The organism is Meiothermus sp. (genome assembly GCF_037443965.1).
Lineage (GTDB): Bacteria > Deinococcota > Deinococci > Deinococcales > Thermaceae > Meiothermus.
The window spans coordinates 61,077-76,232 of record NZ_JBBINI010000013.1 but is presented as its reverse complement, the minus strand read 5'-3'; the positions used below and the strand labels follow the sequence as shown (position 1 = coordinate 76,232).

The following is a 15,156-nucleotide window of genomic DNA, read 5'->3' as shown; positions in this document are numbered from 1 at the left end:
CAGACACCTATGAAGATCGAACGATTGACTCTGCAAGGCTTCAAATCTTTCGGTGATCGCACCAGCCTCGAGTTCGATGGGGGCATTTATGGCATTGTCGGCCCCAACGGTTCTGGCAAGAGCAATCTGGTGGAGGCACTGCGCTGGGTGGTGGGAGCCCGGGCGCGGGAACTGCGCGGCGAGGAAGCCCTTTCGCTGTTGTTTCACGGCTCCGATGGCAAAGCGCCGCTGGGGTTCGCCGAGGTAGGGCTGGAGCTTTCGGGCAATGGCCGGCGGGTTAATTTGAACCGGCGCCTCGAGCGCGACGGCAGCAGCGATGTGCGGCTCAACGGGTCGCGCAGCACCCTGTGGCAGGTGGAGCATGCTCTACTGGGCACCGGCCTCTCGCGCACCGGCTATGCCATTGTGGGGCAGGGTGAGGTGGGGCAGATTTTGCAAGCAGGGCCCGAGGTACTGCTCACCTATCTGGAAGAAGCTGCGGGTTTGCGGGCCGTTACCCAGGCCAGCAAGGTGGCCCGTGAACGGCTGGAAAGTGCCATGCTGGAACTCCAGACCCGCTCATTGGAACTGAGCGAACGCAAGGCCGCCGTGGAAGAAAAAGTCCAGCAGGCCGAGGCGGCCCGCAAAGCCGCCGCGCTGGCTGCCCGCAGCCTGGTGCTGCGCCGCAGCGTGCTCATGGCCCGCATCCGCGAGGCCGACCAGGAAGCCAAAGCTGCGCAGCAGAAGGCCCAAAACCTCGAGCGCGAACGCAACGAGACCAGCCTGCGCTTGCGCGAGCTAGAAACCGAGAAAGCCCAGGCCCTCCAAGCCCTGGAGGCAGCCCAGAACGCCTATAGCGAGGCCCTAAGGCAGGCCGAAGCCTTGAGCGGGGAAGTGCGGCTGGCCGATCAGGAGCGCGCCTCGCTGGAAGGTCTCTTGCGCCGCCTGACCCAGGAACTCGGCGAAAGCGAGGGCCGCCTGACCCGCCTGCGCTCGATTCCCGCGCCGGTTGTCCCCAGCGAACCGGAACCCACCCCCGAGGCCATGCAGGGCTACCATGTGCGGCTGCGCGAGCTGCAGACTGCCCTGCAAGCCGAGGAAAGCCGTCTGCGGGCACAGCAGCAGGCTTTTGAGCGCTACCTGCAAGCCCAGGCCACCTACGAGGCCCGGAAGCTGGCCTTCGAGCAGATGCTGGCGCAGAAATCTCAGCTCGAGGCCGACCAGCGCCGCATTGAAGCCGAGCTACATAGTCTTACAGCAACCCTAAGCGCCTCTCAAGCCCGTGAAGCCGAACTTCGCAGTCGGCTGAACGAACTGCTCAAGCAACAGGGCCAGCAGAAGAGCGATGCGCGGGCGGCCCGCTCCGAGGCCGGCCGCCTCGAGGCCCTCTTGCGTTCCGGCTCCGACCTGGCCGAAGGCCCCAAGCGGGCCCGCGACTCGGGCATTCCAGGTCTGATGGGGGTGGTGGCCGATTTGTTGCAGGTGCCTGCCGGGCTCGAGCTGGCCATCGAGGTGGCCATGGGCGGGCGGATGCAATGGGTGCTGACCGAGCACGAGCAGGCGGCCCAGGCCGCGGTGCAACACCTCAAACAGCACGGGGGCCGGGCCACCTTCCTACCGCGCAGCCTCCTGCGGGGCGCTCGAGAGCGCGAACGCAACTGGGCCGCTCAGCCGGGGGTGGTGGGGCTGGCCCGCCATCTGGTAGCCCTGCCGGCCTGCCCCGAGGCGCTGCCCACGCTGCTGGGCGAGACCTTGGTGGTGGAAACGCTGGAAGCGGCGCTCGCGCTGGCACGCGCCCATCCCGGCCACCCCCGCCTGGTGACGCTCGAGGGCGAGCTGCTCGAGACCTCCGGGGCCATCACCGGGGGGCGGGTGCAGCGGGGCGGGCAGATGCTCTCGCTGCGCCGCCGCTACCAGGAAACCCAGGCCGAGGCAGAGCGCCTGGAAGCCGAGGCCCAGACCCTGCAAAACCAGATCGAACACCTGCAGGCCGAACTGGCCAGGCTGGAGCTGCCCTTGCTAGAGCGCCGGCGGACCGAGCTGGCCTCCGAACTCAAGGCGCTGCAGGGAAACCTGGCCCGCTTCAGCCAGAGCCAGGCCCCCGAGGCTCCCTTGCCGGTGGGACCGCCGCAGCCTGAGCGCCTGCAAGCCCTGCGCGACGAGCGCGAGGCGCTTAATGCGCGGATGGCCCAGGAACGTGAAATCGCGGCCCAGTGGCAGCGTTACCGCGAAGACCTTGCACGCTTCGAGGATGCGGGACGGCAGATTGAAGAACTCGAGGCCCGCCTGCACAACCTCCGCAGCGAGCAGGCCGAGCTGGCGCAGAAACTGACCGCGGTTCAAACGCGCAAAGCCGAGTTCGAGCAAGCCCGCAACGCCCTCAACCTGCGCCATCTGGAAGGGGTCTTGCACACCGCTCGAGGCCGTACCCGCGCTTTGTCGGAAGAAGAAACCCGGCTAATTAGCCGCACCAACGAGCTGCTCTCCGAGCTCGAGGCCCTGCATCTGACCCAGGCCCGGCGGGAGGCTACCATCGAAACTTTGCAGCAGGAACTCTCCGAGCTCCCACCGGGACCAGGAGAAGAAGGCACCTCCCGCAGCCTAGCCCGCGCCCTCTCCGAAACCGAGGCTGCACTAGAAGCCCTGGGCCCCATCAATCACCTCGCCGAGCAGGAGTACGCCCTTCTGGCCGAGGACATCCAGAGGCTAGAAGCAGCCCTGATGGAGTCGGAGCAGGTCGTGCTCAAGCTCGGGGCCGAGCTTCAGGGGGTAGAGTCCCAATACCAGGAGCGCATGCACCTGGTTTATGGGGTGTTCAAGGAGAAACTGGCCCACTATGCCAGCGCCTTGCTGGACGCAGAGGTGCAGTTGGAGCGCACGTCCCACGGCCTCGACCTGGTGCTCAAGCCAGCGGGTAAGCGCACCGTACACCTCAACCTGCTCTCGATGGGCGAGCGCACCATGGGCGCTCTGGCCTTCCTGTTTGCGCTCTCGGAGGTAGGGGAGGGGAGCGGCGGCCTCCCCATTGCCGTGCTAGACGAGGTAGACGCACCTCTGGACGAAGCCAACATCCAGCGCTTCTGCCGCTTTTTGCAGCACTTCAAAGGCCAGACCCAGTTCATTCTGGTTACCCACCAGAAGCGCACCATGGAAGCCTGCGATGCGCTCTACGGCGTAACCACCGATCGGGGTACCAGTCGGGTGTTCAGCATCAAACGCGATGAGGTTGCGGCTTCGGTGCTAAACTAAACCTATGCTGTCGGCCCCGACGCAGCTTTCGGTGGAGCAGTACCTCGAGTTCGAGGCCCGTGCTCCAGAGCGCCACGAGTATGTGGATGGGCGTCTACTGGCAATGGCGGGCGAGACCCAAGAACACGAGGAGATCTTCCTCAACATCGTCGAAGCTTTACGCCCACAGGCCAGGGCCAGGGGATGTCGGCTGTACTCGACCAACATCAAGCTACAGGTTCGCCCGACGCGCTTCCGCTACCCCGATTTGATGGTAATTTGCGGCCCCAAGGAGGCATCGCGGATCGAGTTTGCCCCCTGCCTGATTGTGGAGGTATTATCGGACGGCACCGAGCAAACCGACCTGAGCGACAAGCTGAATGAGTATACTGCGCTCCCCCAGCCTCGAGCGCTACCTAATCATCTCCCAGACCAGCAGACTGGTGCTGGTGTACGCGCGGCAGCCCGATGGTTGGCGGCTGGAGACCCTCGAGCACAGCGGGGAGGTCTACATTCCTTGTCTGAATACCAGGCTTGGCCTCGAGCAGATATACCAAGGGCTTGCGTTTTAGGGCAGTTCATCTTGGTCTAGTTGATCCACTACCTCGAATAGACCTTCTAAGTCCATCTTGGCATAGAGGGCACTGGTGTTGACGTTGGTATGGCCCAGCAGCCGGGCGGTTGCATGCAGGTCGCGGCTTTTCTTATAGAAGCGGGTTCCGGCAGTGTGGCGGAGCATGTGGGCCCCGTAGTAGCGCTCGGGGAAGCCCAGCTCGCGGTAGTGACGGTTGAGTATTTTGCGCAGGGATTTGTCGGTCATGGCCTGCCCGCTGGCTTTGCGCCCTCCCAGGTTGATAAGCACGGCTTTTTCACCGGCGGCCACATGGGCCAGCCGCAGTTTGAGCCAGCCCTCCAGCTCCTGAGCCAGGGCTTTTGAGAGCGGAACCGAGCGCTGTTTGCCGCCCTTGCCAGCCCGTACTACCAGCAGGCGTTCAGCCAGGCTCAGGTCTTCCACCCTCAAGTGAATCGCCTCACTTATACGTAACCCTGCCTCGGCCATGAGCCGGACGGCCAGGCGGTCTCGGCGGGCCTGCGGGCTCGAGGCCGATAGGTGTTCCAGCAGTTTTTTGTAAAGGTCGGGGGGCAGGGCAGGACGGCGCTCCTCGGGCGGCGTGGGGTCGCGGGGCGCGGTCACCTGGGGCAGTTGGGCGACACCGGCCCACTCGAGCGCCCGATAAAAAGCCCGCACACCGGCAACGTAGGTAGCGATGGAGCCGGGTTTGAGCTTCAAGCCATCGGAGCCCTCGAGGTTGCCGCCCTCGAGTTGTAGATGGGCGATGTAGCGGTCGAGGTCGTCGGCGCTTGTTTTGAGGATATCCAGTGAGTGCGACTCCGACCAGGCCCAAGCCAGAAAATCCCGCACCGCCAGACGGTAGTTCTCGAGGGTGCGCAGGCTCAGGGTGGCGCGTTTGCGACCTTTCAATACCAGATAAGCTTGGAGGAGCTCGAGCAAGCCCGCCCCATCGCGCTCGTGGATGGCCCGGATGGCCTCGAGACGGCGCTTGGCTGGGTTGTGCCAGTTGGCGAGGGGTACCAGCATGGCCCGAGTATATCAAAATGCGTACTTAGGTAAATAAGTGCGCATTTTGTTTCATCCAAAATTTATCTTGCTTTGAGTTAACACCAGGGTGCGAAGACCGGCTTCCTATACTCAGGGGTATATGGAAATCAACTTTCTGACTGCTCTGGTGATGGCCGGCCTGATGTTTCTGATCCTGTTCTCGAGCTGGTATCCACAAGCACAGAACCGCAAAGCCGATCAGGGGGTGCGCGCCCTGGCCCGCATGTCGCGCCACGCCCGGCGGCACAACACGCTGGTGCGCTACCACAATGGCATTGCCTATGTGGTTACCCATCAACGGCGGGGGTTGGTCTATATGTACGCGGGTAAGTTTGTTACTCGGCAGCAGTTGGTTGACCTGCTGGGCAGCGAGTTGATTGTGCGCCGGGCGGAGCAACAGGAGTCGTTGCAAGCTCCGCACCCCACCCGGCTGACCATGCCCAGCTAAGTTCCGGGGCTGGTATTCACCATAAGGGCTTATCGAGGCTCAGGCGCAGGAGTCCGTTGCGGCCCGTGACGACCAGGTTGGGACTTACAACCGCCAGCCCACTGGGTTTTTCCAAGGCTACCTCGAGCACCAGTTTTTTGGGCAGGGTTTTGACCTGAGGCTTCAGTTCCAGCCCTGCTTCGGGACTATCCCACTCGGTAAAGGCGATATCGTCGGCCTGGTTGAGGTCTACCGCATAGATTCGGCTGGTTTGACCGGTGTGCTCGTGCACCAATAGAAGCCTGGGTTTGGGCCAGGCCAGGCCAACTACGCGGTGACCGGGCGCGTCCAGTAGATAGGCGTACTCGGCAAATAGACCATCGGGGTTGAGGCCCAGGAGTACCAGGCGCAGCACTGTCGAGGTAGCAGCCTTTACGCAGTCGGGCAAGCATAGAGGCCGCCCGTTAATGAGTGCCAGGTAGTTGCGGCTTTCATCCAGCGCCACCCCTCCCAGCAGTCCTTGATGAGCCCCGGCAGCAAAAACGGATGGCAGGGCTTCGCGCGCATGAGTCTGACCTATGGGGCCAAAAACCCGCATTTTCTGGGTTTTGGGGTCAAGGTGCAGGAGTTTTTGCCCACCCTCGAGCCACGCCCAGCCCTCGCTTGCCACCATCACTGCCTCGTTTATTGGATAAAACGCTTCCAGCGCAAGGCCTTCCTCCAGTCTCAGCAGGCCCATGGCCCGCGCGTCCTGGTGTTTGAAAGTCGCCCAGACCCGGCCATTTTTCTGGGCTTGTCCCAGGTGCAGCAAGCTGGCCTCGAGCTGCGCTTCGGACCAGGGATCGGGCAAAGGTACGGCACTCAGGCTGGCCAGGGTAACGCCTTGCGGCGCTGCCGTGGTCTGGACGGCCTCCACCCGGACAAGGGGTTCTGGACTGGCCAGAGGCTGGGCGCTACTGGCCTGGGTTTGGAGTGCGCTTCCCTGCGATCCGGGCTGTGTTACCCCGGCAGGCTGCCCCGGATTGAGCGATGCCTGAGGCGTGGTAATCAACTGACCAATGCGCCACAAGGCTCGAGCCATCTGGTAGCGATTCACCGGCTCACTTCCCCTGAACAGGCCATCCGACCCCAGCGGCAAAACTTCCAGCACGGCCACCCGCAGCACCGCCGCCTCGGCCCAGTGGCCCACCGGCAGGTCGTCGGGGCGTAGAGCTCTGGCCGTAGCCGCTACCCCCAGGTTCTGCACCAGTTTGTCGAGCACCACGGCCATCTGATACCGGGTGAGCACCGATGCACCGCGGTAGGTTTGGTCGGGAAAACCCTCCACCAGACCCTCCCCTACCATCCTGCGGATTCCGGGCAGAGCCCAGTGGTTGGGTTTGACGTCCTTGAAGCGCACCTCGGCTTCCCGCACCGGCAGCGGGCTATCGGCCAGCACCCGGGCCAAGGTAGTGGCCAACTGGTAGCGATCCAGGGCTACCTCCCCCCTAAAGGCACCCCCCGGATACCCTTGTAGCCAGCCCCGCTTGACCACTTCCTCTACGGCAGCCGCTGCCCAGTGGTCGTTGGGTACGTCGAGGGGTAGGGCCAGGCTCCAAGCCGTTACAAAAACCATTACAAACAAAGCAATCCTCATGAGCGGCATGATAGATTTTCCCAACAAATTTTTTTGTGCATTTATCACCAGCCAGCGTTACGTAGCCATCTGAGTCCAGAAAAATGCGTTATACCGCTCGAGCACCCTGGTATTTGATAAAGTAAGGCCAAACTGTAGTTTGGGGATGAAGCATGCTCCTGCCTTACCCGCTTATTTTGGCGCTCTCCATCACCGCGGTTGGAGCGGTCTACACGCTTCGGTTAGAAGGCATCTACGCCCTTCCCTGGATGATGTTTTTTACTGCCATCACCTCGAGCGTCTACGGGCTGGGGGTGGGGCTGGCCTCGGCCCTGGGGTTGGTAGTGGCGCTGCATCTCTTTCGCTCGAGCACGTTGGATTATTTTGTCATGGGCGGTATTCTCTTGCTCTCGGCCTTTTTGGCCGACCAGGTGGGCCGCAGCCTACGCCGGGCCCATCAAAAAGCCCGCCAACTAGCCCAATTGCAGGATGTTTTTTTGCAGGGCCTCGAGGTAGTTCCCAAGTTCAACAGCCGCCAACAGCTCCTGCGGCAACTGCCGACTATGCTTTCGCAACTGCTGGGCAGTAGCCAGCTTCGCATCTGGGTTCCTATCGGAGCAGGCCAGCTAACCTTGTTGGAAGACGATGCCGCCACTTCACCCAGCGCCCTGGTCTACCGGGCCATGGAAGCCCCGGGCCCGATCTTGGAGGAATCAAAAGGCCGTAAAAAACGCCCTCATTCAGGCTCTTACGAGCTGGCGGTGGGCTTACGGGTGCGCGAAGAGATGGTAGCGGTATTGCAGTTTTTGCGCGGTGAGGGCTGGCAGCAACGCGAGCTCGAGCTGTTTTCCCGTCTGGCCCTGGCGGTAAGCCGGCAGCTCGAGCACCTGCACGACCTCGAGCTGCGCCGCTTGCTGCTCAGGGTGGCCGATGGCCTGGCCTCGGCCAGCAACAAGCACAAAGTGGCCGATGTGGCCCTGCGCTACTTGATACCGGAGTTGGAGATGGAAGCCGGGGCGATTATGCAGTACCGCCGGGGGGCCTTGCGTGGGCTAGCCTGGCACATCCCACCGGAGCTGCGCCCCACGCTAGCATCCCTGGCCCGAGAGCTGGCCCATAGCCAGGGGCTGGCCTGGCAGGTCTACCAGTCGGGTGTGGCCCGCTTTGCCGAGGCGTACTCGAGCCTCCCTGAGGCCATTCCAGCGTTAAAGGAGCTGGGCTTCCAAAGTCTGGTGGCCTACCCGGTGCATACCCGCGATGCCATGAAGGGCCGGGTGGTGCTGGTGCTGGGCACGCGGGCCCGGGTGGCCTGGTCGCGCAGCAAGAAGGAGATCCTGCTGGGGGTGGAGCGCCTGCTAAGCTCGGCCCTGGAGCGTGCGTTGCTGGAAGAGCTGCAACAGCGTATCAACCACCTGCTGACCGAGGCCTGGTCGTATCCTTCCCGGCAGGTGTACCAACACATCCTCGAGGCCGCGGTGGAGCTGGTGCCGGGGAGCGATGCGGGCAGCCTGTGGGTGCGCGACGGAGAAGAGTTTATCTGTCAGGCTTCGGTGGGCTCGAGCTGGGCCTGTGATCAGCGCTGGAGCGAGGCCGCCTTTTTAGACTGGTATGCGCACGGCAAAGCCCTGGCCGCGCGGGGGCAGCCGCGCATTTTGGATCACAAGCAGCTTTCGTCAGGAGGTATGAGCGCCAACCTATGCCTACCGGTAAGCCGCCAGGGTGAGGTGCTGGCCTACCTCAACCTCGATAGCCTGCGCGATGCCGAGGCATTTGCCGAAGACTCCCTGCACACGGCCCAGCTTTTCTCCACCCCCATTGCCACCTTGCTGCATGAGTTGCAAAGCCGGGAGGCCTTGGAGAAAGCGGCCCTCACCGATGGTCTTACCGGCCTTTACAACCGCAGGGCCTTCGACCTGCGTCTAAAGGAAGAGTTCGAACGGGCGCTGCGCTACCACTACCCCCTCACGCTGCTGGTGCTTGACCTAAAAAACTTCAAGCCTATCAACGACCGCCTAGGCCACGCCATGGGCGACCAGGCCCTGGTGATGGTGGCCCAGGCCCTCCGACGAACGCAACGGGCCGGGGACATGGTGTTCCGCTGGGGCGGAGATGAGTTTGCGCTTTTATTGCCCCAGACCCCCAAGGAGGCTGCCGGGACGGTAAGCGCTCGGATCCTCGAGGCCATCTCCGAAATCTGCCTGGAGGGGTTTTGTCTTTCGGCCAACATCGGCTGCGCCAGCTTCCCAGCCGAAGTCCAGACTGCCGAGGCGCTGCTGGTGTCGGCCGATCGGCGCATGTATGCCGATAAAAACGGAACCCCAGCCAACGAACCCGATGAAAATCGCTGAGACGTGGCCAAGCAAGCCTCGGGCTTGTTCAGCTTAGAATGGGGGTCATGTTGAAGGCCGTTCCTGGAACCAACGACGTCTTTGCTCAGGCCAAGGAGTACCCTTTTCGCGAGCCGGTTTTTCGTTATATCACCACTACCGCCGAGGAAGTGCTGCGCGGGGCCGGGGCGCAGATGATCCACACCCCCATCTTCGAGTACCTCGAGGTCTTCCAAAAAGGGGTTGGCCTGACCTCAGATATCGTTGTGAAGAAAGAGATGTTTGTGCTGGAGGATCGGGGTGGGCGGCTCTTGGCCCTACGCCCCGAGCCCACGGCGGCCATTGTGCGGGCCTACAACGAGCACGGCATGAAGGTCTGGCCCCAGCCGGTGCGGCTGTTTACCTGGGGGCCCATTTTTCGCGGTGAGCGCCAGCAAAAGGGGCGCTACAAGCAGTTCCACCAGGTTGACTACGAGGCTTTAGGTTTATCCGATCCCTTGCTCGATGCCGAGGCTATTGCCTTGATGGTGCGCATCTATAAAACCCTGGGCCTCCGCGACCTCGAGGTCAAACTGGGCTCGGTGGGTGATCCCGAGGATCGCGTGCGCTACAACCAGTACCTGCGGGAGCTTTTTAGTCCTTATGCCAAGGATTTATCGGAGGACTCGAGGGTTCGCCTGGAAACCAACCCCATGCGAATCCTGGACTCCAAGAGCGAAGCCGATCAGCAGATCGCCGCTGATTTGCAGGTGCGGCCAATGCTCGAGTTTCTAGGAGACGCATCGCGGGCTTTTCACGAGAAAGTTTGCCATTACCTGGGCCAGCTCGGCGTGCCTTTCACTGTAGACCCCAGCATCGTGCGCGGGCTGGACTACTATGTGCGCACTGCTTGGGAAGTCCACCATACCCAAATTGGGGCTAAGTCTGCGCTGGGAGGTGGGGGACGCTACGACGGGCTTTCGGAGATGCTGGGCGGCCCCCCGGTTCCGGGTGTGGGCTTCGGCATCGGGATCGAACGGGTGGCCATTGCGTTGGAGGAAGAGGGCGTCGCTATATCCCCCGACCCCTCCCCTACCCTCTACCTGGCACCTCTGGACGAGGCCGCCAAAATAGAGGCCTTGGCCTTGGCCGAACAATTGCGCCCCAAAGTGCCCGTCGAGCTGGGCTACACCCCCAAGAGCCCCCGCAAGGCCCTCGAGGATGCCCTCAAGAAGGGAGCCCGCTACATCGGGTTTTTAGGCGAGGGGGAGCGGGCCAAAGGGGTTATCACCCTCAAGCACCTGGAAAGCGGAGAGCAGAAGGAGCTCGAGCCCCTGCAACTGCACAGCCTTTTTGAAGGCCCCTAGGGTTGAGCAGATTTGCATCGGTGTATGTGTTCTATTTCACGATAAATTTGCTCGTGAAATTATTCCTTGAGTAATCTAACCTTGATTTGAGAAGTTTTTAGAAAAAGGTATGCTAAAGTCTATGCGTCGTACGCTCTATTGCGGCAACTTACGCGAACAACTTGCAGGACAAAGGGTGGTGCTGGAAGGTTGGGTCAACCGCCGACGCGATCTGGGGGGTCTGATCTTTATAGACCTGCGAGACCGCGAGGGGATTGTGCAGGTGGTGGTTCACCCCGACAGCGCGTGTTTTGCCGAGGCCAACCAGGTGCGCTCGGAGTGGGTGGTGCGCATCGAAGGGGTGGTGCGCAAACGACCCAGCGAACAGGTGAACCCCAAACTACAGACCGGCGCGGTCGAGGTGGCCGCGGAAGTGCTCCTAGTGCTCTCCGAGGCCAGGACGCCGCCATTTCCCATAGATGCTGGCTGGCGTGGTGAGGCCGACCAGAGTGTGAACGAGGAGGTGCGCCTAAAGAACCGCGTGGTGGACCTGCGCCGCAAGCGCCTGCACGAGAACCTGCGCTTACGGCACAAGGTGATTGCAGCCATCTACCGCTTCCTCGATGAGGAAGGGTTTATCAGCATCGAGACCCCCTACCTGACCCGCTCGACCCCCGAGGGTGCGCGCGACTTTCTGGTGCCCTCGAGGCTCGAGCCGGGCCACTTTTATGCTCTGCCGCAGTCGCCCCAGCTTTTCAAGCAGATGCTGATGGTGGCCGGCTACGACCGCTACTTTCAGATTGCCCGCTGCTTCCGCGACGAAGACCTGCGGGCCGACCGCCAGCCCGACTTCACCCAGCTCGACCTGGAGATGTCTTTTGTGACCCAGGACGACATCATGGAGCTCAACGAACGGCTGGCCGCTTATGTGGTCCGCGAAACCCTGGGGGTCGAGCTACCCCTCCCCTTTCCCCGCCTAAGCTATGCCGAAGCCATGAACCGCTACGGCTCGGACAAGCCCGACCTGCGGTTTGGCCTCGAGCTCTCCGATGTAACTGAGGTCTTCCGGGGTGGTGAGTTCCGCGCTTTTGCCGCGGCGGAAACGGTCAAAGCGCTGGTGGTGCCGGGTCTGCTGCCACGCAAGGAAATTGACGAGCTCGAGGCCATCGCCAAGGCCAAGGGGGCCGCCGGGCTGGCCTGGGCCCGCATGGAAAACGGCACGCTCACTGGCGGCATTTCCAAATTCATCCCTTCCCGATTGCTGGAACACCTGGCTGTTGCAGAGGGCCAAACCATCCTGCTGGTGGCCGGTCCCTGGCGCAAGACGGTGGAGTGCCTGGGGGCCGTGCGCCTCGAGCTGGGCAAACGGCTGGGCTTGATTGAGCCCGGATTCAAGTTTCTATGGGTGGTGGACTTTCCCTTGCTGGAATGGGATGAGGAAGGGGCGCGCTGGACCTATATGCACCACCCCTTTACCAGTCCCAACCTGGAAGACCTGCCCCTGCTACAGACCGACCCCGGCAGGGTACGCGCTTACGCCTACGACTTCGTCTTCAATGGCAGCGAGGTGGGCGGGGGCTCGATCCGCATCCACCGCCGCGACCTGCAGGAGCGGATGTTTGCTCAGCTCGGCATCGGGCCCGCCGAAGCGCAGGAGAAATTTGGTTTTCTGCTCGAGGCCCTCTCCTATGGGGCACCCCCGCACGGCGGGATTGCCTGGGGGCTGGACCGCTTTGTGGCCAATCTGGCCGGGGAGGAGTCCATCCGCGAGGTGATCGCCTTCCCCAAAAACAAAGAGGGCAAGGAACCCCTTACCGGCGCACCCGCGCCTGTGGATGAGGCCCAGCTAAAAGCCGTCGGTCTGGCAGTGCTGGAGGAGGCATGAGGGGGTTGGGCCTCGAGTGTCCACTTTCAAAGGGGGTGCCGCGTGGCTAATGCAGCCCACCGCATTCCCTACCTGCTAGCAGATGCCTTTACCGCCACGCCCGGCGGAGGCAACCGGGTCGCGCTGGTGCTGGATGCACGGGGAATGACCACCGAGGAGATGCAGTTGGTAGCGGCCAAGCTCGGACAACCCCAGGCCGCTTTTGTGACCGACTGGGATGGTTCGGGGTTTGGGGTGCGCTTTTTTGCTGCCAATGGGGAGGTGGAGTTTAGCGGCCACGCAGCGGTTGCCTTGGCCCTCACCCTGGCCAGAGAGGAAAAGCTCCCACCGGGTCTCAACAAGCTCTATTTGCGCACCATCGGGGAGACGCTCGCGGTTGAGCTACAGGATGCGCGGGCCCTGGTGCAAAGCCCAGCTCCCCGTTTCCGCGACCCGCCCCCCTGGAAGGTTTTGCAGGAGTTCATCGAGGTAATGGGCGCCAACGAGCGCTACCTGCACCGGGGTCTCCCCTATGGCATCACCTTTACCGGGCTCTGGACCTTATTCATGCCGGTGATCGCTCCTGGCCTGGTAGATGCCCTCGAGCCGGAGATGGAAAAGCTGGCCGAGCTTTCGAAGAACCTCGAGGTTGCCACCGTTCACGTCTATGCCCCGTACGGGCCCCGCCGCTTCTATGCCCGTACCTTCGCGCCCGCCCTGGGCATCCCCGAAGACCCCGTGACCGGTTCGCCCAACGCGGCTTTGGGCGCCCTGCTGGCCCGCGCCGGGGTGGTGCCGCGCTGGGAGGGAGAGGTCCACCTGACCGTCACCCAGGGCCACCGCATGGGCGGTCCCGGCCAGGTGGACGTGCGGGTGGAGTACGGCCCTGCCGGCAACATTCTGGGTGTATACATCGGCGGTACCGCCGTGGTGGCCGAAACCGGCGTGGTAGAACTGGGGGGCACACCCAACTAAGAGGCCATGGTAGCTTGACCCCCTTGCCTAGGAAGCATCCGTGGTTCTCTTTCTAGACCTTACAGGTCACATATAAACTGAAGATTTATGGATAAACCCATCAAGCTGGTGCTCATAGACGTAGATGGAACCCTGTTCGGCCCCACCGGGGTTCCGCAGTGCGCCTGGGATGCCGCAGCACGGGCCAGGGCAGCAGGGCTGCACCTTAGCATCTGTACCGGGCGGCCTGGACGTGGGTTCGCCCTCGAGTACGCCGAACGCCTCGACCCCGAGGGGTTTCATATCTTCGAGTCGGGGGCGGTGATTTTCTCGGGCCACCGCGAGCCCGTGAAGGTTTCGGCGCTACCGCAGGCTTCCTACCGCACGCTACTGGAGCTGAGCCGTATCCACGGCATCCCTTTTGAGGTTTACACCGCCGAGGGCGGCTTTTTCCGTGAAAGCGAACACCCCGACCTGCTGGCCCACGAGCGCATGCTGGGCTTTGGAGCCGAGTTACGCAACCTCGAGACGGTTCCTGGGCAGATTATCCGGGTGCAGTTTGTGGCCCGCCCCTCACCTGCCTGGCAAACCGTGCGGGAAGCGGTTCTGGCCATGCCAGAGGTCGCGCTCCACGAAGCGACCAGCCCCGGCCTTCTGGGTGTCAGCTTCAGTTCGGTTACGGCATCGGGGGTGTCGAAGCGGGCGGCTGCGGAGTGGGTCGCGGCCCAGTTGGGTCTGGATTTGAGCCAGTGCGCCATGATTGGAGACGGTGAAAACGACCTCGAGCTGATCCGCGCCGCCCGCCTGGGGATCGCCATGGGCAACGCCCCGGAAGCGGTCAAGCAGGCCGCCGACTTTGTGGTCGGGCCGGTGAATGCGTGCGGCCTCGAGCAAGCCCTGGATATGCTCAGAACACGACTGGCCGGAGGCTAACATGTGTATTATTTCACGATAAACCTTGTTCGTGAAAATATTATGCAAGTCTATGGAGAACCTGCATGGTAAAACTGGTAGCACTCGATCTGGATGGAACCTTCTACGCTGGAAGAAACCTCGGCGTGCCGGAGTCGGCCTGGGCAGCCATCGAACGGGGCCGTTCGGCTGGCCTGAAGTTCGCGGTCTGTACCGGCCGTCCGCAGGGGGGGCATGGCCTCCAGTATGCCCAGCGGCTACAACCCGATGGTCCCCATGTCTTCAACGATGGTGCTTCCATCTGCGAAGCATGGGGGCGCTCGCTCTTTGCCGAAGCCGTCCCCCGGTTGCAAGAAGTCATCGCCCTGGCCCGAAAACATGCCCTGCCTTTCGATCTGATGGGAGCCGATGGCGGCCGCTACTACGAAAACGAGCTGATGCCCCCCGAGCTGCTAACCCACATCGAGATGACCGGGGTGGTGGCCCGCTCGGCCATCTTTGAGGAAATCCGCGAGACCCTGGTGCGGCTGTGGTTCGTGGTGCCCGACCTGAGCCTGTGGGAGACGGTCAAACCCGACCTGGCGACCCTGCCCGAGATTGATCTGGCCGAGTACATCAGCCCGCGCGAGGTGATTACCGGCGTAATCAAGAAGGGCGTGTCCAAATCGTCCGGGCTGCGCTGGCTGGCAGGGCACTACGGGTTCGCCCTCGAGGAAATTGCCATGATTGGCGACAGCCACAACGACCTCGAGGCCATCCGCGATGCCGGTCTGGGCGTTGCCATGGGCAATGCAGTGGATGAAATCAAGGCCGTGGCCGATCACATCACCGGCCATGTGCGCGAAAATGGCTTTGCCCAGGCCATCGAATACATTCTGGCGCTCAATGGGTAGGGCTGAAAGCC

The 15,156-nt window shown here is 62.5% G+C and carries 11 protein-coding genes; 9 read left to right on the top strand and 2 right to left on the bottom strand.

Going from position 1 to position 15,156, the window contains the following annotated elements; all coding sequences use genetic code 11:
* The first annotated feature begins 9 nt into the window (after window positions 1-9).
* Both WKI89_RS08855 and WKI89_RS08850 read left to right on the top strand, forming a co-directional pair.
* Complete coding sequence (locus tag WKI89_RS08855; protein ID WP_337868871.1) at window positions 10-3,228, top strand: AAA family ATPase; 3,219 nt, start codon at window positions 10-12, stop codon at window positions 3,226-3,228.
* 4 nt (window positions 3,229-3,232) lie between these two features.
* Window positions 3,233-3,799, top strand: coding sequence for a Uma2 family endonuclease (locus WKI89_RS08850; protein ID WP_337868869.1), 567 nt, complete (start codon window positions 3,233-3,235; stop codon window positions 3,797-3,799).
* On the opposite strand, the gene WKI89_RS08845 is transcribed toward WKI89_RS08850, so the two are convergent.
* On the bottom strand, window positions 3,776-4,807 hold the full coding sequence (locus WKI89_RS08845) for a tyrosine-type recombinase/integrase (protein WP_337868868.1): 1,032 nt from the start codon (window positions 4,805-4,807) through the stop codon (window positions 3,776-3,778). The two genes, WKI89_RS08850 and WKI89_RS08845, sit on opposite strands and share 24 nt — an antisense overlap.
* Window positions 4,808-4,928: 121 nt before the next feature.
* Between WKI89_RS08845 and WKI89_RS08840 the strand changes: the two genes are divergently transcribed.
* On the top strand, window positions 4,929-5,276 hold the full coding sequence (locus WKI89_RS08840; RefSeq protein ID WP_337868866.1) for a hypothetical protein: 348 nt from the start codon (window positions 4,929-4,931) through the stop codon (window positions 5,274-5,276).
* A gap of 16 nt (window positions 5,277-5,292) precedes the next feature.
* Here the strand turns inward: WKI89_RS08840 and WKI89_RS08835 are convergent, their stop codons facing one another.
* Window positions 5,293-6,891, bottom strand: a complete 1,599-nt coding sequence (locus WKI89_RS08835; RefSeq protein ID WP_337868865.1) for an S-layer homology domain-containing protein — start codon at window positions 6,889-6,891, stop codon at window positions 5,293-5,295.
* A 152-nt stretch (window positions 6,892-7,043) separates the two neighbouring features.
* On the opposite strand from WKI89_RS08835, the gene WKI89_RS08830 reads away from it, so the two are divergent.
* The 6 genes from WKI89_RS08830 (at window position 7,044) to WKI89_RS08805 (ending at window position 15,145) form a co-directional block, all read left to right on the top strand.
* Entirely contained in the window at window positions 7,044-9,218 is a 2,175-nt protein-coding gene (locus WKI89_RS08830; RefSeq protein WP_337868864.1) for a diguanylate cyclase, read from the top strand.
* Between the two features lie 47 nt (window positions 9,219-9,265).
* Window positions 9,266-10,543 carry a histidine--tRNA ligase gene (hisS, locus tag WKI89_RS08825; protein WP_337868862.1) on the top strand — a complete coding sequence of 426 codons (1,278 nt, stop codon included), beginning with the start codon at window positions 9,266-9,268 and terminating at the stop codon, window positions 10,541-10,543.
* A 121-nt stretch (window positions 10,544-10,664) separates the two neighbouring features.
* Window positions 10,665-12,407, top strand: coding sequence for an aspartate--tRNA ligase (gene aspS / locus WKI89_RS08820; RefSeq protein WP_337868860.1), 1,743 nt, complete (start codon window positions 10,665-10,667; stop codon window positions 12,405-12,407).
* A gap of 42 nt (window positions 12,408-12,449) precedes the next feature.
* Window positions 12,450-13,361: a PhzF family phenazine biosynthesis protein gene (locus tag WKI89_RS08815; protein WP_337868858.1), complete on the top strand. Its 912-nt coding sequence runs from the start codon at window positions 12,450-12,452 to the stop codon at window positions 13,359-13,361.
* A gap of 87 nt (window positions 13,362-13,448) precedes the next feature.
* Window positions 13,449-14,273 (top strand): HAD family hydrolase, encoded by an 825-nt coding sequence (locus tag WKI89_RS08810; RefSeq protein ID WP_337868856.1) that lies wholly within the window; start codon window positions 13,449-13,451, stop codon window positions 14,271-14,273.
* 65 nt (window positions 14,274-14,338) lie between these two features.
* Complete coding sequence (locus tag WKI89_RS08805) at window positions 14,339-15,145, top strand: HAD family hydrolase (RefSeq protein WP_337868855.1); 807 nt, start codon at window positions 14,339-14,341, stop codon at window positions 15,143-15,145.
* The last annotated feature ends 11 nt before the right edge of the window (window positions 15,146-15,156 follow it).

Excerpts from the sequence above, each read along its gene's own strand:
- aspS (WP_337868860.1), top strand. The coding sequence starts at position 10,665 with ATGCGTCGTACGCTCTATTGCGGCAACTTACGCGAACAACTTGCAGGA.
- WKI89_RS08805 (WP_337868855.1), top strand. The coding sequence starts at position 14,339 with ATGGTAAAACTGGTAGCACTCGATCTGGATGGAACCTTCTACGCTGGA.
- WKI89_RS08830 (WP_337868864.1), top strand. The coding sequence starts at position 7,044 with ATGCTCCTGCCTTACCCGCTTATTTTGGCGCTCTCCATCACCGCGGTT.
- WKI89_RS08850 (WP_337868869.1), top strand. The coding sequence starts at position 3,233 with ATGCTGTCGGCCCCGACGCAGCTTTCGGTGGAGCAGTACCTCGAGTTC.
- WKI89_RS08845 (WP_337868868.1), bottom strand. The coding sequence starts at position 4,807 with ATGCTGGTACCCCTCGCCAACTGGCACAACCCAGCCAAGCGCCGTCTC.
- WKI89_RS08810 (WP_337868856.1), top strand. The coding sequence starts at position 13,449 with ATGGATAAACCCATCAAGCTGGTGCTCATAGACGTAGATGGAACCCTG.
- hisS (WP_337868862.1), top strand. The coding sequence starts at position 9,266 with ATGTTGAAGGCCGTTCCTGGAACCAACGACGTCTTTGCTCAGGCCAAG.
- WKI89_RS08840 (WP_337868866.1), top strand. The coding sequence starts at position 4,929 with ATGGAAATCAACTTTCTGACTGCTCTGGTGATGGCCGGCCTGATGTTT.
- WKI89_RS08855 (WP_337868871.1), top strand. The coding sequence starts at position 10 with ATGAAGATCGAACGATTGACTCTGCAAGGCTTCAAATCTTTCGGTGAT.
- WKI89_RS08835 (WP_337868865.1), bottom strand. The coding sequence starts at position 6,891 with ATGAGGATTGCTTTGTTTGTAATGGTTTTTGTAACGGCTTGGAGCCTG.